Raw genomic sequence first — 23,402 nt, forward strand, 5'->3', positions numbered from 1 at the left:
TCAGCCGACATGTCACCGCTCATCATCATTGTCGCTTCGACGCACCTCAGCATTTTAGCCACCATCCACATCGTCGCTCGGCCGTCAGAGACCTTAGATGAGTGTCGGAGGATTGGAGAGTCGGCAATCAAGGCCGCGACTTTGAAGCCCGGTTATTCTGCGTCCTATGTCTGCCACGACACTACCCGAAAACGGAGTTCATCGCGCGTATTAGGTGTCGCTGCCTACTTGCAGCACACAATCCTTGAAGGTTACATGGCGACGATGTCAGACTGCAATGTTGCCGGTATGGCAGCAGCCGCGAGCAAAGCTATTCCCAGCGCCAGGTCTCGGGCCTGGTCTTGCTACGACCTTAGCAGCTTCGGACGGTGATCCAACGGCGCTGGTACCATACACGGCTACGGCAGGCACTAGATATCACCACGCATCACGATATATAATCCGAGGCTTGGAAACCAGCCTTGTTACTGGCCGGCGATGCCGCGCCTAAAGTCGAAAACGGGCCTGCACGATATGTACAGGCCCCGTTTTTCTTGATCAGCTTCCGGCTATTCAGCCGCCTGCGCGAGCGCCTCAGCACGACAGGCGCGCGCTGTAGATTCGGCCGCCCCGATCTTGACGCTGTATCCACCACCTTCGACAGCGTAGCAATCCGCGTCATCACCAGCTGCAATCCGCCAATCGCAGCTGTCAGGCACCAGGTGGAATCCGATGTCAGCCAGGAAGTCTTCCGCCTCCTTCAACGTTTCGAAAGTCCGGCCGTCTGCTGTCTCGGCCAGCTTCAGGCGCGCGCTGTCCTCGAATAGGCGATCATAGATCCTATCGAGCCATTCAGGCTCGTACGGCAGCTCATCGAGTAGCAGCAGAGCTTTCCTGCTTAGCTCGCGCCAGCCCGCAGCAGGCGCGTCGAACATGCACCGCGCGGGCAGAGAGGGAGAGCTTATTTGCCGACCTTCGAACGGCTAGAATCTGAGCTTGAGATTCTGAAGAAGAAAGAGGCCACACTAGAGCGGGCTCGTATTCGAGCTGCATGTTTTATGCAGGAGCTTCACACTAAGGAATAGGCTCGCACCTATCCGCCACTACGTCGCGACTGACGCTCCGAACTTCGCCGCGTCCTCTGCGGCAACGGCCCGTCCCCTGAAAATCAACGCCCACAAAGCTCGCGATCTGGACTGTGATCTCGTCGTCGACTTGATCAACTATGATCGCAACCAACTCGTCGATTTCAATCTCAGCGATCCGACCACCCAAATCATCAAGCTCATTCGCGATCACTGCACTCCATACTTCCTGCGACAGTGTATCGGAGGTCCAGTTTCAGGTCCCGGCGCGGACCGTACGGAACTTGGAATGCTGGGGCGAAAACATGCACGAGCCCAAAGACTAGTTGTCGCGCACGGTACCCACGATCTAACGTTGCGTTTGGTTTTAGGGGATTTCAATGGGGCTATTTAAACGCAACGAGAGTTGGGAACACACCTTCCCGCTCACAAGCCGCTACGGCGCTTTCAGGGGAATCCTAGCAGTGCTATTCTGGCTCTGGGGAATCCCCGGCCTACTGTTCAACGCGAGCACGTTGTTCGGCCTCACCGGCAATATGGGCGTCGAAACGTCAGCTCATTCGACTGCCACCTGCCTCGTCTGGATTGGCGGCATGGTGCTATTTGGCAATGGCGCCCTCCTCGCTCATCCGGATTTCGACGGCGAGCGGCCGATGCAAGAAGATTACGGCGACATGCGGGTGGACGCGGTAGAGAATTGACAGCGATATACAATGGCCGACTATCGGGAAATCTCCCAAGAATATGCACAAGGTGCTATCAAAGCCTGCATTCTCATAAACGCTGGCGCGGCTGCTGCTCTCCTGACGCAGTCAGCAAAACTAGTTGAGATGAACAAGCCCGCAATCACAGCCGGCGCCAGGTGCTCGATGCTTCTTTGGGCGCTAGGGACAGTCGCCGCTGTTAGCACGTGGGTTCTGGCCTTCATTTCCACAAGATACGTTGACAAGAGCGAACGGGAGAACACTCTACAGTCACGCCATATTCGAACATCAGATCTGTATATGCGGGCCGGACTCATCGCGATTGTGAGCTCGTTGGTTTTGTTCGTAGTTGGGTGCGTCACCCTGGCCGCCAGCGCGCACGGCTAGGCAGCCAGCCGCCGATCCAGCCCGCGCACCGAGCCGCCTCCACAGCTCATTGGGGTTCTTTTCCGGAATCATACGGATAGCGAAGACGGAAGCTCCGCTCCATACGTCACGCAGGTCAGGATTTTGTCATCCCTCCTGCGGATAGAGACAGCGCCGTCCACATATATGTTAAGCGCGGGCGGCGTTACTATCCGGGTACCGACATCATCTGGCTGCGCGGCGCTGGCTATGAACGTTGCGCCTCCTCCACCTCCAAAAGGCAAACGTGGAGTGTCATCGGGCGCATGTTTCCGTCCAAGAGGACGCGCACCCTTGTCCTGGTCGTACCAAGACCGACGATGAGGCCGCGCCGCCATTTTAACTTTGAACCTGTCGAGTACGCCACTATCACGCGAGACCCAACGGTCATTGCATCATTGGGCCGCGAAAACTGGATCGGTTCAACGGGGCGGTCGGCTTTGGGAAATCTCTCCGCTATACGGGGCTGGCGACCCTCCCCGGTCTCTGGCACCGGGGGGGCAGTCGTTCTCTTAGCGGATTTAAACCATTTCGTTGGCAGACCCAGCGCGTAACCGCGACGTCTGAGATCCTGACAGTTTTTGTTCAGTTCCGCCGCGATGACTTCCTCTGGAGTTTGCTTCCTTACCAAATGCCAGAAGATCTCATCCTGCTCGCGCGTCCAGCCGTCTGAGGTTTCGCTCATCACCAAATAATAAGCTCGTTGAAAAATCGGCTGCGACGATGCCCGCGAACCTGGCGATTCTACGTTCGCGGCCGATTTCTACAAAGACGAAAGAGAGCGGCGCCTATAGGGTTTAGCCGAGATCATCCGTTCCGCGGCAGTAGCCCCCCACAGCCCAAACGCAGCGCGAATCCTAAGATCACACCCAGTCATTGCACTATTGGCGAATGAAGGCGCCACCGATGCCGATGGTTTCGACATTGAAATCAACGAGGCCACCGAAGCTCTTGAGCCGTTTGAATTCCTGGTTTTCGGCGGTCAAGGACAAGGCGACATAGCCAATATCATCATTCAAACCGGTTAGAACCGCTACCGTGGTTGGGCCAGCGCTGTTCTTGAAGTGTAGTGGCCGGTTGCAGGATAGTTATGGCCATTATAGCTGATCGAAGCAGCAGTAATCTGGCCGTTTGCATCATTGGCCTGTGAGATTACCAGCTTCGCTCCGATGTTGTCGTTCACATAAGTCCCCTGAAGTCTGGGCATGATTCTGCTTCCTTACGAGTGACGATATCGCGCAATGAGTCTGCATAAGGCACTATCGTGAAAGGCGAATTGCGACGCACCTACCAGGATTGATAGTCTACGAAGATTTACCGGGCCCTTGCTGTGGCGATGAGAGCCGACTCAATCTGGCCTTTTGACAAACTGAAGAAAGAACCCGTCAAGTCGATCGCCCAACCTATTGATGGCTGCCGTGATTTTTGTCATCGAGTCCTTGCTCAGATATTCAGCCGCACATGTTCTCTGTAGTCGGCCAGTTCCTTACCAGGTCCTACAACGCTGGTACTAGTGCCGTGTGCAAATCGCCAATGTTAGCCAGAATCAACGATGGTGATTTCCGAGGCGCGTGCGCGGCGTTGCTGACCAAACAAAAGGGCAATTACAACGGTTGGTTACATCCGCGCGCAGGGCAAGATTGTTCGGGGCCTGATTAACCGGCGTCGCGATGACCAGAAGATGTGTTTCTCTGGCGTGGACCGAGAGCGCAACCGCACGCCAATGCACAAAACTCAGCAACCAGATTGTGCCGGAATGCCTGTGCTTCATCGTCGAACCGTAGCCGCTTGTCAATCATGATGGCGCGATTGCCACAGAGGCCGGCTTGTAGCTTGCGCAGCTTGTTCAACCCATGAACCAGTTGATGTAATCCGCGACCGCGGGCGGTGTCTCGACGTCTCGGCCTAGGCCCCCTCCTCCCAGCATGATCGGAAAAAATCGCTGCATAAGGCTGTCGTAGTTCAATATCGATCTGACCGGCATTCAGGTGTGCAACGCCTGTGCCTTGAGGCGATCAGCCTCCTGAGCCGATACCATGAGCCGCCCCTTCGGCGGCATGCCTTGTAACTTCTGATGATGCCAATCCGCGGTGCCATTCAGCTTGTCGGAGTATTTCTCCAGACTGGTGTCATGGCTTAAGAAAATGAACTGAAGCCCGTCCGGCACGGCGCTATAGCGCAGCAATGTCCGAACAGCATCCATCAGCGCGAACTGGTCACCAGCGTCGAAGCTGGACGTCACGTCATCAAGCACCGTGAAGCGCGGAACGCCACTATGCTTGGTCGCAGCCGCCAGGAAAATCGCGGCCGCAACAGCGTTGCGATAGCTTTCCGATAGGAGAGCCCCGGGCACTGAGATCCTGAAGGCCGAAAAAGTCCGCGAGCTTTAGATCAACGTTTTCGCTGTTTTGAGCCCGGCTCAGGGGCGGCTTCACATCAGGCCAGCCGCGCACGAAGCGAGCGAACAGATCCTGGCAGGCGGTCTGAATCTCGGCAATCCGCTCGTTAGCCAGCGCCGCCTCGGCGTCGGCGAAGCTCTGGCCGGCGCGCGTGATAAACGTCTACCACCGGTCCAGCAGATTGAGCTTGTCCTGCTTCGCCTTGAGCGCCGGCGCACCAGTCGATATTCCAGAACGGCATCACGGAACCGCTTTGCAAAGCTGAGGATACGGGTTACCTGCACCAATGACGGCGGCAACCGCGTCTGCCTCGCCCTGCACGCGGGAAAGGGTCTCGCCGCGCTGCGTTTCAAGGACCCCGAGACGTTTGCGTCGCAGTCGCCATGGCGTCCTCTTCTATCAATAGGCATTACCAATGCAAAATAGCAGCTCGGATCACGGCCCTATCGTGAAGTTAACCACGTAGACCCTTGAGGGCGTCTCCGAACACGTTTCGTTACCCAACCCCTCGCGATCATTTGGGCGAGATCCTCCATCTCTTCGAGCGACGCGACGGGGGCCTTGTTGGAGCAAACGACGAGCCGCTTATCGCGCCCGAGGTGTTCGCGTGCACAACTCAAGACTCCACGAAGACGATCTGAGACGACCTCTCCCGCGGGATCGGCTTGTGCATGAGGTGATTTCGAAGAGCAGGATTTACGATGCCAGCACGGCCATCAGCGGAGTACCCTTGGTCTACAACGATGATCGCTCTTTGCCCCAGCCATTTTTAGCTAGGTCCGGCTGCTTAACCATTGGAATTGGTCTTACCCTGCATACATGCTGCGCTGCTGAGTTAGGCGCGCTGAGCGTATCCATAGTCGTTGCGGCGAAATATCTCCTGTACCAACTAAGAAATCAGCATATTCCGCATTTTCGAAATCGCTCGCATCCAAACTGAGCCATATCTTCTCCGGCGTGCCATCGGCATAGAGCTGACGAAAGACCTCAGGCGTTGTCCGCCGCACGCCGAGCGAGAGGTAAGCCGATCGAGGCCGCGAACTCGCCCGTTTTTTTTTGCGTCCGCGATAGTCTTCCGCGCGGAATCGGCTCAACTGTTCGCGAAAGCTCCGATACTCGTTGCGTGCACTCGGATAAAGGGGCGTCGGCGCTCGTGTACGACGGCTCCAAATCCACCGACAACACTGCGTCAACGCTGAATACATAGCTGCAGCGTCGATCAAGGGTAAGACCTTATGTCCGCCTCTGTCGAGGAGGTGGCTCGCCCTACACTGCGCGTCCGAGGGTTGCTCGGACGGACCAAGCCGATCCTCATCACAGGAGGACGAGCGTGGCAGATTATAGGGAAGTATTTGTCGGAATCGATGTGGCCAAGCTGAGGAACGCGGTCGCGATTGCGGACGCAGACCGGGAGGGAGAGGTTCGTTTCTTCGGTGAGGTCGAAGGTGCGACCGGAACGGTACACGCGGTTGTTCGACGGAGGCTGTCCGAGACCGGTTCGAGCGCGTGGCTTAACGCCGCATGAGCCGCGAGCGTGAGGGACATTACGTCGCACCGAGATCGCGGAGCATGTAGGTCGCGCCCTTGTCGTAGGACGCGAGCTTTGCGCTCAATTCCGCATTCGTCGTGACGGGCCGAAAGCCGAAACGTTCCCATAGCGGTCGCGTGGCGTAAACCGAGACCAGCGCGAGAGCCGCAATGCCTGACAGGCGCGCGAGTTTCTCGATCGCCGCGACATAAGCGCGTGCCGTACCACCGCGGGCGTCGGGCAGCACGGCCACGTCATGCACGTAAAGGCAATCTGCATCGTCAGGCAATCGTTCGAGCAAGCCGTCGAGCGGCGGGATCCGATGCTGCTTCCAGGGATGGGCGAGCCCGTAGCCGACGATCGCTACGTCCGCGGCGAGCACGCGGGAGCCATCTGGACAAAGCCGCATCTTTTCTGCGAACACCTCGGAGCGCTCGAACAGAGCGGGATGGATGCGCGCGGCGATCGCGCTGATCGCAGCAAGGTCAGACGCGCGCGCGGGACGCCAATGCGGCTTGCTCATATCGGTCCGTTGCTCCGTCTTATTCACTCCAGTTTATTTCTGAGCCGTTCACAGCGCAGTCAAAGGCCGAAACGGCAAGCGCCTTATATGCGCAAGATGGGCGGTCCCGCGATCCCGCGCCGCCTCGGCTTTCCCAAAGTAACTTTGCAATCGATGGCCCTGGCAGGCCTCGCGCGGGTCAATCGATCCACGTCGCGCGCCATCTGTCGCGCTCGGCATAAGAGAGCACGCGCTGCCGATCCCGGCCGAGCATGTACGCGACGATGGGAGCCGTTCGGATCACGCGCCGTGTCGGTCTACAAGTACGGCAGCGTGGAATTGGCCGATCACCATCTCGTGTGAAGATGAAGTCCCGGCGCACTGCGACAAACTGATTTGGCTCAATCGATAGCCTCGTCGCCACCGCACTCCTCCTTGTACTTTCTGACCAGAATCCTCGATCTGGCCGGACCATCTGGATGCACAAACATCAGGATGGTGATCAGGGTCCGCATCTCCTGGATCAACTTGTCCGACTGGTACTGCAGAAGCAGATCGGCGTCTCCGCTGGAACGTGACCGCTCACATGATAGTTGATCTAGGGTTGGGCTTCTTTGATCTGCGTCAACCGTCTTAGCCATCTCTGCTGACAGGCAGCGCGAGTTATTGCTACGGCTGCGGCGCGGAACTCTGAGAAATTACAGCGGTGCGTTCAGTAGGGCAAAAAATCAGAAGTGTTAGTCGTCACTGCGCCACATGCCTGAAGACCTCCGTTCCGCTGGAATGGGCGCACATATCGATTCCCTATTGTGGTTCTCCGTCCCGCCTCGCGGGACCGGAGGGAGGAGTGTCCAGGAGCAATACTGTTTCGCCCGCGTGTAGGCCATGCAGGAAGAAGGCTCTCCGAACGGCACGCTGGTACTCGTGATCAAGTTCCAATTGGTGGCCACCTCGAACCAATAGGAGCCTGCTCCTAGAATAGGCTGACGCGATAGCGTTGCCTATTGCAGGAGAGAATACGACATCGTCCTTTCCTGCGATAACCAAAACCTCCCCCTGATAACGGCTCCGATCCAACTGCAGATTCGGTAAGGACACAGGCTCCTGCAGAAAGTTTTTCAGGACTTCCGCAGACCACACGTAGAGCGGGAGGTCATAACCATATGAGGACATACTCTGTAGGTCCCTTCCAAGTAGCTCGTACATTCGCACTTTCACGGCATCAGCGGCAGGCAGGCTTAGCAGGGTGCGGGTGAGTGCCCACCGCAGGCTCATGTGCAGGTCGTGCAAAGTATACGGCAAGAAGTTGTGGGTTAGCTCTTCATGGACAATCTTACGAAGCGTTGCTAAGCCTGACTGTCCTTGTCGCGCGAGCTGAAAGACCATATAAGCTAAGTTTGCTCGCCTGCCATTCTCAAGCTTTGCAATCTCCGACAAGGAGGCTGCGGCTTGCGAGTCGATCTCAGCTAAGTTGCGGGCGTAGGTCCATCCGTGCTGACGGGCCAAGTCCGGCGCTCCCGTGGTGGCCAGCAATGTCCGGGTCACGTGTTCTCCATATCGCTGCAGGTACTGCTGCGCAAGTAGGCCTGCGCCTGAGGCTCCGAAAATCATAATGCGTCCGTCTGACGGAAGCAGTTTCGCGGAAACCATGTCCTTCCTTACGCGTTCGATATCCTCGATGCGCTGCCAGGAGCCATAAAGGTTCATTGCGCGGCGCAGATCCAGCTTGCCATCTGGATAGACCTCAGGAAAAAGCGTGGGACAATGGCCGCGATGGCCGATCAGCACATATGACACGCCAGGAAGCTGCTCATCAAAGAAAGAAAAATCCATCTCCGGGCCTACCAATTCCATTTGCCCGTCCGTCAGAAAAAAAACCACAGGATCTTTGGGATTGAAGTTAGTGCTGAGCACGTAGAACGCGCGAAAGCGTCCGCTGCTTTCATCTGTATAATCCATCGGAAGATTGAGGTATCGATGGTTTGCATCGGGCGGCATCTCTGGGTAGTACGCATCCAACGCAAGCCGCGCCTCCGGCGGTTCGTGTGTCCCATGCCATCGCCTGCAGCCCCATATTCCACTTGCCGCGCCCGCAACCGAAAGTACAACAACCAATAACGACCGAATCTTTTTACGCGGACTTTTCATCATGGAAATCGCCTGGTACGGCTGCGTGACGACAGGATCGAAATACTAGTCGATTCACCCTATCGCCGCTACGCTGGCGCGCGCCAAGGCCGGTCACTCATGTCGGGCGTCAAAGTAGCGAAGACATCCGAGAGGTGAGCACCCCGGTCCGCTTCGTTGACTGCGCCAAGGTGAACTGTCGGTTCGCCGGCCGTGCCAACCGTCGGACTCGCTCGCTTCGGCATCTATGGATCTATGGCTACAGCCTGCGGCCAATACATCACACGACTTGCGGAATGCTGATGCATTCCAGCCTCGACCTGGGCGGTGTCGGAGTCTACCACTGTTAGTCGGCCGCGGTGAAGCTCTGAGCACGGAAAAAATTCAAAGGCACGGCGCAGTCCAGAGGAAGATCAAACCCGCCCCGCATTCCGACCGAGAAGAAGGAAAGCGTTCGCTGGCTCGACAAACCGACAATCTCAGGCAATCGATCGAGCGGCTCGGGCAGCCGGAGCGTTGCATTCATATCTCGGTGGCCGCGAAAGCGACAACGAATCGTATAGCCTGACGCAAGAGCCTCGTGCTCAATTCCTTCCGCGCCTACGTCGATCGCGTGAGGCGATGGCGATCATACGATTGTATTCGCTCGGAACGACAACTGATGGAGCAGCTGGATTACAACTGCTGTATCGGTGGTTTGTAGGGCTGGCGCCGAACGATCCGGTGTGGGACCCGACGACGTCTACGAAGAACCGCTCCCGACAGCCGGCTTTATCGGAAGGCTGCCGGGCGGGAGGCGAAGCTCTGCTACATGGGGCATGTCACCATGGAGAACCGGAATGGCCTGGCCGTGGCCGGTCGGGTCACGCACGCCACGGGAACGGCCGAGCGGCGCGCGTCGGAAGACATGCTCAAAGCCAAGGTGTGCTTCGGCATAAAATAAGGGCTCTGTCCCACTTTTGATGCAGTTCGGGGGATGTCTGGCGCTTTGATTGGAGGAGAATCAGCGCCATGCAGCAGGCACTCCACCGCTCCAGTTTGGTCACGCGTGGGTTTATTGTAGAGAGTGCTTACTACAGGCTGATAAGGCGATTGTTGTGGTTCGGGCTTCCGGGGGCGTCGTCCTGTGCCCGTCGTGGAACGGTTTCGCGACGTGTCCATAGCCGCTATCGACGCCGCGTGACCGATCTGCCGCTGTCTGGGCGCGTCGTAGAGCTCCTGGTGATCGTCCGCCACTTCCGCTGCGACGCTGTCCTGTGCGGACGTCAGATCTTCACTGAGCGTTTCGCCGACGGGATAGCTCCATCGGCGCGACGCGCGGCAAGGCTGGACTCTATCGTCCATCACCTTGGTCTGGGGCTTGGCGGTCGACCGGCAGCGGGTTTCGCAAAACGGCTGATGCTACCAGTGAGCAAGGATCCGCTTCTGCGCGTTGTCCGACGCCGCAGCCGTTTGTCGGCCGATTCTCTCAAGGTCATCGGGATCGATGACTGGGCTTGGCGGCGCAATCACCGATACGCCAGCATTATCTGCAACCTGGAAATGCGCCGGGTAGTCACCTTGCTGCCGGACCGTGAGCCCGAGCGCACAAGCCTGGCTGGCTGCTCATCCAATGATATCGGTCATCGCCCGCGATCGTGGCGGCGGATATGGCAAAGCGGCAGCAAGGTGGCCCATGGCGGCACGTCAGTGGCTGGCTCAGGCGCGCGGCCTGCAACGCGCCAGCGACCGCAGCCAATCTTGCCAAGACGCTCGGCAAGACGGCGAAGGGCGGCAAGCCTCGTGCCACACACCGGCGATCCCGTCGGCCCTATAAAACTAGAGTTCGCATGCCGTCCAAGCTGAACCCGCATATTGCTACGATCGGGGGTGGCTCGCTGCGCAGTCGCAGCTGACGTCACTCGCCATTGTCGGCCGACTGAGCGAGAAATACCCTGAGGAGTTCGGGACGAGACATTCGATCGTCCAGCGTCTGCTGAGGGCGCTTAGACTCAGGGCTGCCGAACACTGGTCGCTCAGGAGGCGTTTGGCGCAGCCACGACCGCTGCCCCATTGCCCGGGGTTGTGGACGGCTCGGGCTATGTAGGGCCCGATCCGCCCACAGCCCCTCTCGTCGAGCAAGCTCGGAGAGCCACGTGGCGCTGCCCGTCAATCGACATTGGATCATCATAGGCAATGACGCCATCAGGGTAACATCCGCAGATGAGGCAATACGGGGGGTCCCATTCCAGTGCCGATTGACACTTATACTCGTATCCAGAACACGGCGAGGCCCCCGGGCGCCGGCGCAAAACGGCCCCAAGGCTCGACCTGGCCTTTTGCGATGCGAAGAGAGCCCCTGAGATCGGAACGCACGCGCATCTCGACGCGAGACGCGATCTGTTTTGCAGGCTGCGCGATGAGGAGAACCTCCGCTTGACTCGGCTATCGCCGCCGTAACCTGAAACAGGGCGATAATGATAGTTGCATGTAGGAGACTGATCAACTCGTGATTCTGGTAGGGCGTTTTTCAGCAACGCGCGTTGAGACTTGGAAAGAGCAGTTCGACGAACATAACTTCGAGGCGGCTGGAGCGATATTAGATCGCGAAAGCTATGTACCTTTGATTCTGAGCGCCTCGTCTTCATCGATGAGGGCGAGCTTCGGTTAGCATAGGCCCGCCGCGTGCCGCGGGTGACCGATCGTCGCGTGTCCAATGCATTTTCTGGGTCGCCGGCATGTGGATCGCGCTTCGGACGCTTGCCGCCCGCTCGCTGAACCAAATGGAACGGGACGTCTGAAGGGGTCTCTGCGATCGAGAGGAGATGATCCTCCCGAGCTGACATTAGACCACATTCGCCTTCATTCGATCTCCGTACGCTGTGGGTGCGCCGCCCGCGGCTAGCCCAGGGGCGGCCCGCCCTGCACGGCGGCCTGCGCAACATCTGAGGCTAGATACGCGCCACTTAGTGCGATAATGCCGATACATTGCGTCTTGCTGACGGGATCAAGCGGAATGGCATAGAGCGCAGCAACCTATGCGCCGTACCCTGGCGCGTAGCCCAGGCCGAAGATGGGCCATGAAGAGACATCACGATAGTCAACGCCCAAACTCATCGGGAGGCCAAAAGGCAATGCCGCCCCGATGCCATCGGGCCGAAGTCAAGCCCATGTGGCGGTTCAGAAGCCACAATAGGTGCGCGCCGACCGGCATTTCCCAACTTCTTGTCATCTTTGCATCTACGTTCCTTGATTGCAGAGCGAGTTACTTCGCACTATTGTTGTCCTGGTGTCTTTTCGAAAATGGAATGCTGGCCTCGGGTAAAGAGCGATGAGTTCTAATCGTGTTGCATTGCTTCTGAGCCGCACTGCCGATGCAGGGTTCGCCGTCAACCGCGAGGGTATGATCCGCGCCTGGAATCGCAGCGCTGAACAGTTGTTCGGCTACAGCGCCGCCCAAGCGATGAACATGCCATGCGTCGACCTGATTTCATTTCACACCGGCACCCACGCGGACACCTGCTGCAAGCAATGTGGTGTGATTGGCCAATGCCTAGCGGGCACGACCGTACCCAACTATGACGTCAGGGCGAAGACAGCGGCCGGAACACCCATTTGGATCAATGTCTCAATTCTCGCGTATCAGGACGAGGTCAACAACGAGCTGCTCGTGGTGCATTTCGCGCGCGACATCACGCGGCAGAAGGACGCGGAGAACTTAAACCAGCAGCTCATCGATCTGGTACGGCAGATTGTGCAACTACCTCAGGCCGAGCAACGGCGGCCGCCGATCGTTCCGCTCACCGACCAGGAACACCGGATCCTGCGCGACATTAGCGACGGCAAGCACCCGCGGACGGTCGCGCGCGAGCGACAGATTACGCTAGGCACGCTGCGCAACCATCTTCACCGTGTCAACCAGAAGCTCGGCACCTGCAATCGTCTGGAAGCGGTGATCGAGGCCAAGCGGCGCGGCGTTATTTGATCGCGTTGGGCGAACCTACGGTCAAGGCCTCGTTTCGCGACGTGACGGCACCAGCGCGCGCATCAACTCCATCGACCAGATCGGCCATTCTTCGGCGCTTTCGTCACGTCCGGCGATTACCGCAGCTGAATTGTAGCAGAGCAGCAAGAGCCGCGGATCGGACATGCAGTCGATCAGCAGGTCGCGGCCAAATCTTCGTTCGACCATCGCCGCCATGCGCCAGCCGACCGTGTACCATGGGCCTTGCCGGCCGAGGAATTCCATGGCTATGCGTTCGGATTGCGCCGGAGCGAGCCGTTCGTTGACCACATCGAGCAGGAAGCTCTCGATTGCCTTCAGCTCATGACCGAAATCGTTCATGGCGCGGTCCCACAATGCGCGTTCGGCCGCGCCGTCGAGATGACGCGGATGCACGTCAGATCCGCCGGCCGCCGCCAACATAGCGTAACCCTCGCGGAAGTCGCGCATGAACCCGACGGCGCGACGGACCGGCGGCCGCAGATCCTGCCGCTGGTTGCTTTCGCATTCGAACGGGTAGAGTCCGATGTGATGCAGCTCGTGCACGATCAAGGCTTCAACCTGCGGCATGCGCAGGGTGGGATCGAGATACAGGAAAACCATCGCGTCGTCGCTCGCCCCATGCACGAAACTGTTCGGCGCTGGCTTGATGACGGGGAATAGTCTTGCGCGAATGCGCGCGTGAGCCGGCAAATAGTCTAATGTGCTTACGCCGATCGCGGACAGCGGCAGCCGACACCAGGCCGCCAGCGTATGCTTCAATGCCACCCGTTGCCGCTGTGTATCCGAAGACAAGAGAAAGCTCTTGAAATCGGTGTCGGTGAACGGCCGATTGATCGAGACCTCACGTTCTTTCAACCGGATATAGGGTTCGGCCGCATACAAGTCTTGCCAATCATCGTTATCGACGGGCGTTGCTTGCGCAATCTTATCCAAGATGTTCAGCACCGCTGCGACCTGCGCGTTATCAAATTGCAAAGACACCCGGTCGTCGCGGGGAATATTGCAGTCTCGTTCGGCGTCGTGAACATGTGTCCGCTGAGCCTCGTTGCACATAGCGCGTCAGCCATGCAGGCGATAGAAGGCAAGAGTCTTTGCCAATCCTTGTTTGAGTGGACAAATCACAGAATGTTCCGGGGCATGCGAGCGCGGGCATGAGCCAAGGCACACCGGCAACAATTCACAATTGCGGCAGACACTCCCATAGGGGTCGAAATCCGAATAGGGCGCATTCGATATGCTCGTCTCCCGCATGGTGCGCGCGATGTCGTCGGGATAAATGCAGCTGAACACGGATTCGTCGGTACCAATTACCGGCACGCATTTGCCGATGCGTCCAGTGGGATCTATGGTGAAGTTGTTTCGTAACGGTGCCGAGCATGGAAATTTGCGCGGCCCGGGCTCGCCATAGACGCGGTAGCCCTGCTCGACCAGGAAGCGACGGAACTCCGCCTCCGTATCGGAGAATTCGACATCCGATAAGCAATCGTGCGGAATACAGTCGACAATACCATCGCGGTTGTTGAGAAAGCCGAGCCGGAAATCGATACGCGGGTCGACACACCCCTTCCGTTTGAACATCCTGACCACGTCGTAGCCGGCGGCGGGGTTCTCACGATCGACGTTAATCCTGATCGTCACGCTGCCCGTCGCATCCACCAGCGCGTGCATGTGGTTGACCAAGACGTCGTGGTACGCCTGGGCTCGTTCACGGCTGACACCCTTCCGCCGTGCGTAGGTATCGACGTCACCGTCCAGCGGAATCTGGATCGCCTTGACCGCCAGCTTGGGCAAGTTTGCGATGATCTCAGGCGTGAGCAGAACGCCGTTCGTCAATATTTCCGCGTAATAGTTGACGCCGCGCTCAGCACAGACGCGCTGGAACGCCTCAGTCATCGCGACAATACGTTTGTAACGCAGCAACGGCTCGCCCCCGAACCACTGCACCACCAGCGTCTTGCAGCCCTCCAACTTGCGCCGCGCGAACTCGATAATGCCGCGCTCGATGTCCAGCCGCATGGTCTTGCAGGGTGCAAAGTCCTGTTGGAAGCAGTAGCTGCAGTGCAAATTGCAGGCCATGGTCGGCGCAATTGTGAACCGCAAGGTCTCGGTGCTTGCCTTCGTTGCCTGGAAAACCGCCCGTTGCACCGCCAGTTCGTCATGGTCGGCCGGTACCACGAAGCCGAGCGCATAAAGGCAACGCAGTAGCGCCTCGTCCTTGCACGACCCGGATTGAGCCACTTCATCGAGCGCATCGTTGAAAACACGCGCCTGCGCCTCGCTCATCTCCAGCGAGTGGGCAACGATACTGTTGAAAGCAAGGTGCCTGCCCTCGTGCCGCAACTTTACGTTGAAGGCGGACGGCTTAAGCTGGACGGCGGCGGTCATTCCGGCCTCCTTCAGCTCAAACGCAGTCCGGAGCGATAGTTACTCGGGCAGAGCGGCGGTGGATGGAACACAGTTCCGTACGAGAAATAGGCGTCGCGGTAACAGCGGCCCTTTTCCCACATGCAGGTTTCGAATTCTGGACATGATTCACATGCCGTGCCAGCGAACTGCATTTGCTCAGGATAGATGAAGCGCTTCAGGTGCGCGCCGTGCCAGATCTCTTCGATCGACTGATAGCTGGCATCGCCGACGAAGAACGGGTCCGCCATTTTCATCTGTTCGCACAAGAAGGCCTTCCCACTCGGCGAGATACCCAGCGCCGACCACCCGCCGCCGCAACCGATGCGACCGTCCCAAATGGCGCGCGCCGCATTCGCGTCGAGTTCGCTCTGGTCCGGCGGCGCCTGCGTGAGATTCTCGACGATATCGGCGTCATCGTAACGGCTACGGATGCGATCAAACTGATCGCGCAGTGAAGCAATCGCAACCTCATCGACAAAGAGATGGTCCGTGTGCCGGTGAAACGACCGCCCATAGCGGACGAAGTGGAAGACCCGCGCCCCGCGCTCGTAGAACCGGTGGACAATCTTCTCCGGCTGGTCGTGGTTGAGGCCGGTGATCACCGCCTTAATCTTAGGCATGATGCCGAAGGAAAGGAAGTTCTCGATCGTCTCTTGATTGCGGGCGACGTTCGATCTCTTGATGCACAGCACGCGTCGCGACACGTCGTCGTCGACGGCATCGATGCTTAACTGCACCTGACGCTGGATTACGCCGCGCACCTTCTTCGTGAAGCCGGCGTCGATCAGGCGCTTGATGTAGTCTTTACTGACATAGGCCTTGGTCGACAGCAGAAAGTGCATCTCGTTCTCGAGCAGGCATTCGAGAAGATCGATGCCGTCGCGGCGGGCGAAAGTGTCGCCATTGTCCGGTGACGCCAGCCAGATGCCCAGGCTGCGCATCTCGCGAATGATCTGGCGCCAGCGCGAAATCGGCATTTCCGTCATCTTGCAGCGATCCGCGTAGCAGTAAACGCAGTCGGTCAGACAGCGATGTGTGAAGACGGTATAGACATTGATCGGCGTATCGAGCCGCAGCGACGTCTTCGGATCGTTCTTACGAGCTGCAAAATGAGCTGGATCGATGATGAACTCGCGCGGATCGAAAGACTGCGCATCGGCAATCGGCTCATCAGAAATGTCGAACAATCCATCCTTGCCGAGCCCGGTCTGCGAGGGCGACATACGGACAAGCGTGTCGGCGGAGCGCAACACGTCAAGCAACGGCTTATCGGTTCTCGGGAGCAGGCTCTTAAATAGGACGCTAAGCTCGGAGATCGATCGTTGTCCGTCGAGCAAGGACAGCGCAAAGCCTTCGATTGGCGCCAAGTAATAGATTTGAGTGTTGATGTAATCGAGCGAATAAACGATCGGCCGGGCACCGTCGACCTTGAGAATGAATTCGCATCTGACGGCGGGATATTGTGAACCTGATGTATTGAGCATATGCATGTCGATCACCGGCGGCTTGGAATCAGTGGTTAGCTGGAAAGCGGACGCTTTGACCTACAGCCAACGATTCGATTCATGCCCGAAGCGTGGAGACCGTCGGCTTGCTACAGTCTGTCCCTTCCTTCGCGATGTCGAAGTTGACGGTGCGCAAGCCGACAGCCCCAGCCACTCGCACTACCAGCAGATAATGCACGGGCAGACCGTGCACTGCGAGCAGCCCTTCAAGGTCGGAGCGACCGGCCGACCGACCACTAGTTCCACGTCGAGATTTTTCGCCCTGATCAGCTCTTGCATTTCTTCAATCAGTTTTTCGCGTTCCGCCTCGGACGCTCTGCCCCTGTCAATTCTCGTTGCCATTGTGAGATCTCCATTGCCAAAGTTTCCACTTGGCGACGCTATCATCGGGGCCCTAAACGGGTAAACTGAACAAGCGTCATTCGGGAGTGATGAATGTAACAGAGGGGATGGAGTGCCACATGTGAAGCAAAAGCAACGCCATTCAATGCTGTGTTTTTGATCCGCAACAATTGCCCGCGCACGGAGATATTTCAGCTTCTTTTCGCAGAAACGTTATGGCGTGGAGACCGTGGTTCCGTCATTGCGCGGCGAAGCAGCTTGGCTATCGCTCTGGCACCCAGACATTCAGAACGAAGTTATTCGCCGCGAACCGATCACCCTTATTTCTCAGGGCGATCCTAGGTCGCTCTCTATATCGGTCTGCGAACAGCTTCTCTTACGATACGCATCCAAGCAGGCGGCGGCCGAGATTTCCGACGACCACGTGGACGCTCGCGAGCTGCGGATGTTTGCCGGCCAGCAGCTCGCCCCCGGCAGTTCGGCAGTTCGAAAGCCGAAGGCAATCCTGCGCCGCGTCAGAGGAGATGTGCGGCCGCATCAATCGGGTCAAAGAGCCGCACTCTCACGAATAGGAGGGGTTAGACTCGCAGGATTACGGAGGCGTCATAGGCGAACTCGCCATCTAGCGAGCCGCCCACGCCCGCCTGCGCTTCGTTTGCCACTCGGCGAGAAGTCGGTCGACGCGTTGCCGGGTGGTTTCGTTGAGCGAAACGACCACAACCAATGCCGCACGCCGTTCGCGACTGATAGCGGTCATTGAACGCGCACCACCTCCGAAGATAGCTATTCCCTTTTTCCGGTAGGGCGCAGAAAAACCTGATCCTCATAACCTGGCGGCTCAATGATGCCCGTGTAAGTCACGCCCTTAAGAGTGAGGTTTGTCTCCGGTTGAGACGCGCTTGGCAGCACGCGGTGCAAGCACATTCCCTCCTTGTCATCCGGCGCCCACTGCGCACCGTGCTGCCAGTCCAGAGGAAGATATACGGATATATTCGGCACTGACCCGTCTCGTTGGGATCATCAGCCAAGCCCGGCGACGCATCGGCTTGAACATCCAACAGCCGCCGGGAGGTCTTCGGGAACCGCGTCCAACCTCGGCGACGGGGCAGCCTGGCCCCGGGCTGCTGAAAAAGAACAGCCGATGGTTCTCGACGCCAGCCTTCGCGCCGTCCTCCTCGGTCATCTGGTTCAGCGCGCACCACGCGCGCCGCGTCGGTGAGCGCCTTGGCTCCCCGCTCGTCACCTCGGTGCCTGCTGGGGCCTTGCGCGTGTGATGCACTAGATGGATGGCACAGCTGGCCTGCTCGGCGATCCGAGCGCCCAGCATGGCACGCGATCCATCGCGAGGCATGCCAGCGCGTGCCACCCTCGACCAAGCACTCGCTGTATCCGGTCTTGACCACATGGCCGTCGCGCACCGGCCAAGGCTTCTCAGCGACAATGGTTCGAGTTACGGTGGCGGACGATCTGGCCACGTGGCTCGATCAGAATGGCATGCTGCATGTGCGCGGCGCTCCGTACCCATCCCCAGACCCAGGGAAAGATCGAGCGCTGGCATCAGACGCTGAAGAACCGCATACCGCTCGACAATTACTGTCTGCCCGATGATCTCGAACGCCGGGTACGGGCCTTCGTCGAATACTACAATCACGTCCGTTATCATGAGAGCATCGACAACCTCACACCAGCCGATGTCTGCTTCGGCAGGGCCGAGGCGATCCTCGCAGAACGAAAATGCATCAAGCGCGACACCATCGAAAACCGCCGCTTGCAGCATCAACTGCAGGCTGCTTAAACTCTAACCCGGATGAGCTAGAGCCTCTCTTCTCAGAACGCCTGATCAGTCCTAAATCATCTGACGACGGACAGGTGAAGTCCTGAAGCGCGTCTGCGGCAACGCGCATCTGATCGTGGAGCCCGGTTTCGCCTGTCATCACGATCTCCTTTTCATTTGGAATGTGCTCGAAGAGGTATATTCAAGCTGGCGCTGTCTTTGGGACCACCTCTAGGCCGGAAGGGGGTGGCGGGTGATATGGATTGCAGTTCGAGGCCACGGAGACGACCCCGAGCTATTCAACCGCCGGTGTGACTAGATCTCCGTGTGCCATCTCGTGGCGCCATCTCGTGGTCGTTAATGAACGCTTGATATTGCGCGAGGTCGGCGGCCTTCAGGCGTTGCAACGCACGCTCGGCGTCGTGACGTAAGTCAATGCTGTGACGTTGCTTGACCTCTTCCGCGCCTTTTATCATCTCTTCGAGACAATTCATTGCGTGTCCGGCGCTCGCGTCAGTCTTTCCCTTCAATTGTTTAAAGGCAGCGAAAAGGGCCTTGAGCTGTTGGCCTGGGCTATATTTTGCTGATTCCGGTCGATGTCGCCCAGGATTCCGAGATGATCTCGCCCACCATTCCGATTTGAAGTCGCCCACCCGTTCCGAGATGATGTCGCCCACCATTCCGGGATGATGTCGCCCGGGTGACGAGGCCTCTTCTGGCTCCCATAGGGTCAACCCTTTCGGCTTTGCGAAGGGGGACCCTGGATGCCGACGGAGAGGCTTGCGATGCGCCGTGTGCGCGATGTGATCAGGATGAAGGCGGCCGGGCTGCCGAGCCGCGAGATTGCGCGACGGGTGGGCGCGGCGCCCTCGACGGTGCGGCTGGCGATCCGGCGGTTCGAGGCCGCGGGTCTGAGCTGGCCGTTGCCGGACGACGTCACCGACACGGTTCTGGAACTCCGCCTGTTCGCGAAGACCGGCAATGGCAACCGTCAGGGTCACCGCCGCGTCACGGAGCCCGACTGGGCGGCCGTGCACCGCGAGCTCAAACGCAAGCACGTGACGCTGTCGATCCTGTGGGAGGAGTATATCGCCGCCGAGCCCGGCGGATACCGGTACTCGCGCTTCTGTGAGCTCTACCGCGCCTGGGAGGGGCGTCTGTCGGTGACGATGCGCCAGGCGCACGCGGCCGGCGACAAGCTGTTCGTCGATTACGCCGGCGATGGCGTGCCAGTGGTGGTCGACCGTCTGACCGGGGAGCGCAGGAAGGCGCAGATCTTCGTCGCCGTGCTCGGCGCATCGAGCTTCACCTACGCTCAGGCGACGTGGACGCAGGGGCTCGCCGACTGGATCAGCGCCCATGTTGGCGCCTTCGCGGCGATCGGCGGCATCCCGGCGCTGCTGGTGCCGGACAACACCAAGGTCGCGGTCATCAAGGCGTGTCTCTACGACCCGCAGATCAACCGCACCTATGCGGAGATGGCAGCGCATTACGGCACCGCCATCTTGCCGGCGCGGCCGCGCAAGCCGCGCGACAAGGGCTCAGACTCATACTGCACCTCGTCAGTTACGTGAGGATGAAGTTGCGGGATCGACCTGGTAATCGCGTTTGTGGATGAACTTTCCCGGCAGGCCCTCGGGCGGAATCTCGTAGAGGAAGTCGCCGCGATCGTTGATTGGATGTGCGCGTAGCAGGCCGCGTCGGCGCCACATGTGGACGGTCGAGACCACAACGTTGTAGCGAGCCGCGACGTCCTGCGGGGTCAGCAGTCCCTGCGCGAGCAGACGCTCACGTCGATCGGTAAGGTGGTAGGTGTGGCGAAGCCGCCCAATGCGCGTAGCTGTCCAAGGGGTGCTCACGACGGTCCGCACGCCACGCTCGTTGAGCAGGCCGGCGATCTCCTTGTCCGTGTAGGTATCGATGAGGCGGTCGATCTCCTCGATCACGGCGGCATCTGTCGTGCGCAACTCGACACACGACTTCGGCAGCGGTAGATCCAAGGAGCGCGTCGCGCCGCCGACGAAGCGGATATCGACATGGAGCGTATCGCCCTTGCTGAGCGTTATGTCCTCGATCAGCAGGCGCAGCATGCGCTTTTTGTCTTTCATCTGAGTGCGCGGATTGCGCCAGAGGCGGGGGAAGTCGGTGGCGAGGGCCATCAGCTCCGTACGCTCGGCATCGGTCACGACGCCTACATCGACCGTCGAGGCTTTGTCGTAAGCGTCCTGTGCCGCGGCGAGCGCGCGCAGCTTCGTGTTCCAGTCGGCTTCCAGGGCGTCAGCCACCAGACGGTTGTCGGGATCGACCTTGAGGAAGCGACGCTGCGCAAGTTCTGCATCATACTTCGCTCGCTCCACGTGCTGACGGCGCAATCGATCTGCTTCGTCCTGACGGTTGGCAAGCTCCTGCTGCACGCCGAGAGCGACTTCGATCGCCAGTGGCGTCATCGCCTCGATCAGGATGTCGCCGATCGCAGCATCGAGCGCGCTGCCATGCACGGTCTGACACAGGCCGATCTCGCCTCGGAACATTGGGCGGCGGCCACACCAGTAGGTCGGCACTTGTTGGTTGTGGTGATGGTGATAACGCACCGACATGCGCTCGCCGCAGCTCCCGCAGATCACAAGACCCTGCAGCAAGGCCGTTCCCTCGCGCGGCGGGCCCCGATGCCGCTCGGTACTCCAGGCCAACCCATTACCCTTCACACGGTCCAGGTTCGATCGGTAGTCCTCCCAGCTGATATAGCCAGGATGGACGTCGCGGAGCAGGATCCACTCTTCGCTTGGAACCTGCCGCGAGGTGTACTTGCCGCTCGGCAGACGACGATGTTTGGTCCGACCGAACACGAAGGCGCCGGCATAGCGCGGATTATGGATGATCTGCCGTGCGCGACAGTGCAGGAGCTCAGCCCACACGAGTTCGCCCTTGTGCGCGCCACTTCTCAAACGACGCGGGAACAGCAGTTTCTTCGCATGGAAGTCCTTGACCACTGCCAAACACGAGCCCGTGCGCCTGAACGTGTCGAAGAACAGCCGCACGGCGGCCTGCACCTGGATGTCCGGATCAAGGATAACACGCTCGTGTGCATCATGCACAAAGCCGACCGGGACCATCTGCTTGAGCTCGCCGCGGCGGGCGCGACTGAGAATCCCGCCGCGAAGTCGCGCCTTGAGCACATGAAGTTCGGCTTCACTCATGGTTCCCTTTAAACCCAGGAGGAGGCGGTCATTGAAGTGCGCCGGATCATACAACCCGTCTTCGTCCAGAATCAGTGTGTCAGCGAGTGCACACAGCTCGAGCAATCGATGCCAGTCGGTGTTGTTGCGCGCAAGGCGCGATACCTCAAGTCCAAGTACGATCCCGACACGGCCCAGGCCAACCTCACTGACCAGACGCTGGAAGCCCTCGCGGTCGGTCGCGCTGGCACCGGATTGCCCGAGATCGCAATCGATGACCACGATCCGATCAAGCGGCCAACCGAGCGCGACGGCACGATCGCGCAGCGCATACTGGCGCTGCGTACTCTCGGTGTTCTCGAAGACCTGGCGCAACGTCGACTGTCGCACATACAAGTATGCCATGCGCGACAAATGCGTGGCAGTGATCTTCTGTGAGGCCTCACTGTTCATCGGCATGATCGATATCCCTCCCTCGGTATGGGGTGTTCGACACAACGCGTCGAGAGAACCAGATTGGTCAAAAGCGCGGTCAGATCGCGGTGAGGCACACTGCCGAGCCACGCCGGCGCAGAGTCGTACGCGCCGGGAGGTTCGGCCGCAGGCACCTCCGCGGGGGGTGTGGTGTGTCGCACGCCCGACGCCCGGATAACGCCCTCCAGCGCCTTGAGCCAGCCGGGCATCCCTTCGTACAGCAGCAAGGCAAGACCCACGCCGCGGGGCTGGCCTGCTGCGCTCGTCCCGCCGGGACTGGCCTCCGCAGCGACGACCTGTGAACGAAGCAGCTCGTAATGGGCTACGTACTGCGCAGGATCGAGCGCAGCCACTTCGGCTATCGTGGGCGTTTTTTTTCCTGCCGCTTCAGATAGGGGAGCAGACGTCGCAGGATGCTGCGCGGGTGGGCATGAATGCCGCAACGTTCGGCCAAGAGCTCGGCCAACTCTGCACCGCCTGGCATGTGTTCCGCCTCGCGCACCGCCTGCGCCAGCACGGCAAGGGCCTCCTCGGTAAGCTTGTGCGGGCGCTTCGGCCCGCGCTTGCGCGGTAACAGGCCCGGCAGACCTTCGCGATTGAACAGCTCCCAGGTCACGTAATAGACCGGCCGGGACAGTCCAAAGGCCTCTGCCGCATCCACCACGGCGCGCCCCTCCTTCGCGACGCTGCGGAGCATCTCGTACTTGACCTGGACCAGATCGTTCGGATCGAAGAACGCACTGCCGCGGAAGAGCGGATCGCTCACGGCCTGAGGGCGGGGGTGGGTGGCGCCGTGTGCCTGCAAGGCCTGCCGGCGCCGCACCCGTTGACGTGAATCTGCTGCCATCCGGCCTCCTTGAAGCGCGAATCGCCCATGTGTCTTGATAATTAGATACAGCATATGGGCGACGATCAAGAGGAGAAGATCGCGCAATCAGATAATATCCTCTTACATCGGCGATAAATCGCTGAAATCCGTTTATCGACCCACACGTCGCCACCGACGCGCGA

General features: G+C 59.2%; 18 protein-coding genes and 4 pseudogenes. 9 read left to right on the plus strand and 13 right to left on the minus strand.

Going from position 1 to position 23,402, the window contains the following annotated elements:
* Positions 1-548: 548 nt before the first annotated feature.
* A complete protein-coding gene (locus XI02_RS39435; protein WP_028342864.1) occupies positions 549-914 on the minus strand; it encodes a hypothetical protein in 366 nt (121 codons plus the stop codon).
* Positions 915-1,444: 530 nt separating this feature from the next.
* Between XI02_RS39435 and XI02_RS39440 the strand changes: the two genes are divergently transcribed.
* Positions 1,445-1,765: a hypothetical protein gene (locus XI02_RS39440; RefSeq protein ID WP_028342865.1), complete on the plus strand. Its 321-nt coding sequence runs from the start codon at positions 1,445-1,447 to the stop codon at positions 1,763-1,765.
* A 1,292-nt stretch (positions 1,766-3,057) separates the two neighbouring features.
* Positions 3,058-3,201 carry a hypothetical protein gene (locus XI02_RS39445; protein ID WP_155258664.1) on the plus strand — a complete coding sequence of 48 codons (144 nt, stop codon included), beginning with the start codon at positions 3,058-3,060 and terminating at the stop codon, positions 3,199-3,201.
* A gap of 5 nt (positions 3,202-3,206) precedes the next feature.
* On the opposite strand, the gene XI02_RS39450 is transcribed toward XI02_RS39445, so the two are convergent.
* Complete coding sequence (locus XI02_RS39450; protein WP_155258665.1) at positions 3,207-3,356, minus strand: hypothetical protein; 150 nt, start codon at positions 3,354-3,356, stop codon at positions 3,207-3,209.
* 350 nt (positions 3,357-3,706) lie between these two features.
* Here XI02_RS39450 and XI02_RS46555 point away from each other — a divergent pair, with 350 nt between their 5' ends.
* Positions 3,707-3,832: a hypothetical protein gene (locus tag XI02_RS46555; RefSeq protein ID WP_371814020.1), complete on the plus strand. Its 126-nt coding sequence runs from the start codon at positions 3,707-3,709 to the stop codon at positions 3,830-3,832.
* Positions 3,833-4,157: 325 nt separating this feature from the next.
* On the opposite strand, the gene XI02_RS45740 is transcribed toward XI02_RS46555, so the two are convergent.
* The gene (locus XI02_RS45740; protein WP_028342868.1) at positions 4,158-4,526 is read right to left on the minus strand and encodes an ABC transporter ATP-binding protein; all 369 of its coding nucleotides are present in this window, start codon (positions 4,524-4,526) and stop codon (positions 4,158-4,160) included.
* A gap of 55 nt (positions 4,527-4,581) precedes the next feature.
* On the opposite strand from XI02_RS45740, the gene XI02_RS45745 reads away from it, so the two are divergent.
* On the plus strand, positions 4,582-4,998 hold the full coding sequence (locus tag XI02_RS45745; protein ID WP_244980956.1) for a hypothetical protein: 417 nt from the start codon (positions 4,582-4,584) through the stop codon (positions 4,996-4,998).
* Positions 4,999-5,378: 380 nt separating this feature from the next.
* On the opposite strand, the gene XI02_RS39460 is transcribed toward XI02_RS45745, so the two are convergent.
* Positions 5,379-5,666, minus strand: a complete 288-nt coding sequence (locus XI02_RS39460) for a hypothetical protein (RefSeq protein ID WP_145972837.1) — start codon at positions 5,664-5,666, stop codon at positions 5,379-5,381.
* Positions 5,667-5,902: 236 nt separating this feature from the next.
* Between XI02_RS39460 and XI02_RS45750 the strand changes: the two are divergent.
* Positions 5,903-6,052, plus strand: a pseudogene (locus XI02_RS45750) (IS110 family transposase); the annotation flags it as partial.
* 64 nt (positions 6,053-6,116) lie between these two features.
* On the opposite strand, the gene XI02_RS39465 reads toward XI02_RS45750, so the two are convergent.
* From XI02_RS39465 to XI02_RS39475, 3 genes are all read right to left on the minus strand, one after another.
* The gene (locus tag XI02_RS39465) at positions 6,117-6,623 is read right to left on the minus strand and encodes a GNAT family N-acetyltransferase (RefSeq protein WP_028342869.1); all 507 of its coding nucleotides are present in this window, start codon (positions 6,621-6,623) and stop codon (positions 6,117-6,119) included.
* A gap of 783 nt (positions 6,624-7,406) precedes the next feature.
* A complete protein-coding gene (locus tag XI02_RS39470) occupies positions 7,407-8,753 on the minus strand; it encodes a hypothetical protein (RefSeq protein ID WP_244980955.1) in 1,347 nt (448 codons plus the stop codon).
* A 322-nt stretch (positions 8,754-9,075) separates the two neighbouring features.
* Complete coding sequence (locus XI02_RS39475) at positions 9,076-9,255, minus strand: hypothetical protein (RefSeq protein ID WP_016843092.1); 180 nt, start codon at positions 9,253-9,255, stop codon at positions 9,076-9,078.
* Between the two features lie 114 nt (positions 9,256-9,369).
* Between XI02_RS39475 and XI02_RS45755 the strand changes: the two are divergent.
* Positions 9,370-9,642: pseudogene (locus XI02_RS45755) on the plus strand (transposase); the annotation flags it as partial.
* A 2,397-nt stretch (positions 9,643-12,039) separates the two neighbouring features.
* Entirely contained in the window at positions 12,040-12,693 is a 654-nt protein-coding gene (locus XI02_RS39480) for a PAS domain S-box protein (RefSeq protein WP_244620937.1), read from the plus strand.
* A gap of 21 nt (positions 12,694-12,714) precedes the next feature.
* On the opposite strand, the gene XI02_RS39485 is transcribed toward XI02_RS39480, so the two are convergent.
* The 3 genes from XI02_RS39485 to XI02_RS39495 are packed head-to-tail and all read right to left on the minus strand — an operon-like array spanning position 12,715 to position 16,610.
* Positions 12,715-13,767, minus strand: a complete 1,053-nt coding sequence (locus tag XI02_RS39485; protein ID WP_129964744.1) for a DUF5700 domain-containing putative Zn-dependent protease — start codon at positions 13,765-13,767, stop codon at positions 12,715-12,717.
* 6 nt (positions 13,768-13,773) lie between these two features.
* Complete coding sequence (locus tag XI02_RS39490; RefSeq protein WP_028342873.1) at positions 13,774-15,099, minus strand: radical SAM/SPASM domain-containing protein; 1,326 nt, start codon at positions 15,097-15,099, stop codon at positions 13,774-13,776.
* A gap of 11 nt (positions 15,100-15,110) precedes the next feature.
* A complete protein-coding gene (locus XI02_RS39495; protein WP_244980954.1) occupies positions 15,111-16,610 on the minus strand; it encodes a radical SAM/SPASM domain-containing protein in 1,500 nt (499 codons plus the stop codon).
* A 1,718-nt stretch (positions 16,611-18,328) separates the two neighbouring features.
* Between XI02_RS39495 and XI02_RS39500 the strand changes: the two are divergent.
* Positions 18,329-18,762, plus strand: a pseudogene (locus XI02_RS39500) (integrase core domain-containing protein); the annotation flags it as partial.
* Positions 18,763-19,040: 278 nt separating this feature from the next.
* On the opposite strand, the gene XI02_RS45765 reads toward XI02_RS39500, so the two are convergent.
* Entirely contained in the window at positions 19,041-19,421 is a 381-nt protein-coding gene (locus tag XI02_RS45765; protein WP_244980953.1) for a hypothetical protein, read from the minus strand.
* A 105-nt stretch (positions 19,422-19,526) separates the two neighbouring features.
* Between XI02_RS45765 and istA the strand changes: the two are divergent.
* Positions 19,527-20,279: pseudogene (istA, locus tag XI02_RS39510) on the plus strand (IS21 family transposase); the annotation flags it as partial.
* Positions 20,280-20,303: 24 nt separating this feature from the next.
* Here istA and XI02_RS39515 read toward each other — a convergent pair.
* Together XI02_RS39515 and XI02_RS39520 are read right to left on the minus strand one after the other, a co-directional pair.
* Entirely contained in the window at positions 20,304-22,376 is a 2,073-nt protein-coding gene (locus XI02_RS39515; RefSeq protein ID WP_197971352.1) for a recombinase family protein, read from the minus strand.
* A 373-nt stretch (positions 22,377-22,749) separates the two neighbouring features.
* A complete protein-coding gene (locus tag XI02_RS39520) occupies positions 22,750-23,325 on the minus strand; it encodes a helix-turn-helix domain-containing protein (protein ID WP_240537329.1) in 576 nt (191 codons plus the stop codon).
* Positions 23,326-23,402: the final 77 nt, after the last annotated feature.

The organism is Bradyrhizobium sp. CCBAU 21365 (assembly GCF_015291305.1).
Lineage (GTDB): Bacteria > Pseudomonadota > Alphaproteobacteria > Rhizobiales > Xanthobacteraceae > Bradyrhizobium > Bradyrhizobium elkanii.

What these genes read in the sequence shown, in the direction of transcription:
- XI02_RS39435 (WP_028342864.1), bottom strand. Translation starts at nt 914, where the DNA reads ATGTTCGACGCGCCTGCTGCGGGCTGGCGCGAGCTAAGCAGGAAAGCT.
- XI02_RS39440 (WP_028342865.1), top strand. Translation starts at nt 1,445, where the DNA reads ATGGGGCTATTTAAACGCAACGAGAGTTGGGAACACACCTTCCCGCTC.
- XI02_RS46555 (WP_371814020.1), top strand. Translation starts at nt 3,707, where the DNA reads ATGTTAGCCAGAATCAACGATGGTGATTTCCGAGGCGCGTGCGCGGCG.
- XI02_RS39465 (WP_028342869.1), bottom strand. Translation starts at nt 6,623, where the DNA reads ATGAGCAAGCCGCATTGGCGTCCCGCGCGCGCGTCTGACCTTGCTGCG.
- XI02_RS39470 (WP_244980955.1), bottom strand. Translation starts at nt 8,753, where the DNA reads ATGATGAAAAGTCCGCGTAAAAAGATTCGGTCGTTATTGGTTGTTGTA.
- XI02_RS39475 (WP_016843092.1), bottom strand. Translation starts at nt 9,255, where the DNA reads ATGAATGCAACGCTCCGGCTGCCCGAGCCGCTCGATCGATTGCCTGAG.
- XI02_RS39480 (WP_244620937.1), top strand. Translation starts at nt 12,040, where the DNA reads ATGAGTTCTAATCGTGTTGCATTGCTTCTGAGCCGCACTGCCGATGCA.
- XI02_RS39485 (WP_129964744.1), bottom strand. Translation starts at nt 13,767, where the DNA reads ATGTGCAACGAGGCTCAGCGGACACATGTTCACGACGCCGAACGAGAC.
- XI02_RS39490 (WP_028342873.1), bottom strand. Translation starts at nt 15,099, where the DNA reads ATGACCGCCGCCGTCCAGCTTAAGCCGTCCGCCTTCAACGTAAAGTTG.
- XI02_RS39495 (WP_244980954.1), bottom strand. Translation starts at nt 16,610, where the DNA reads ATGCATATGCTCAATACATCAGGTTCACAATATCCCGCCGTCAGATGC.
- XI02_RS45765 (WP_244980953.1), bottom strand. Translation starts at nt 19,421, where the DNA reads ATGGTGGGCGACATCATCTCGGAACGGGTGGGCGACTTCAAATCGGAA.
- XI02_RS39515 (WP_197971352.1), bottom strand. Translation starts at nt 22,376, where the DNA reads ATGCCGATGAACAGTGAGGCCTCACAGAAGATCACTGCCACGCATTTG.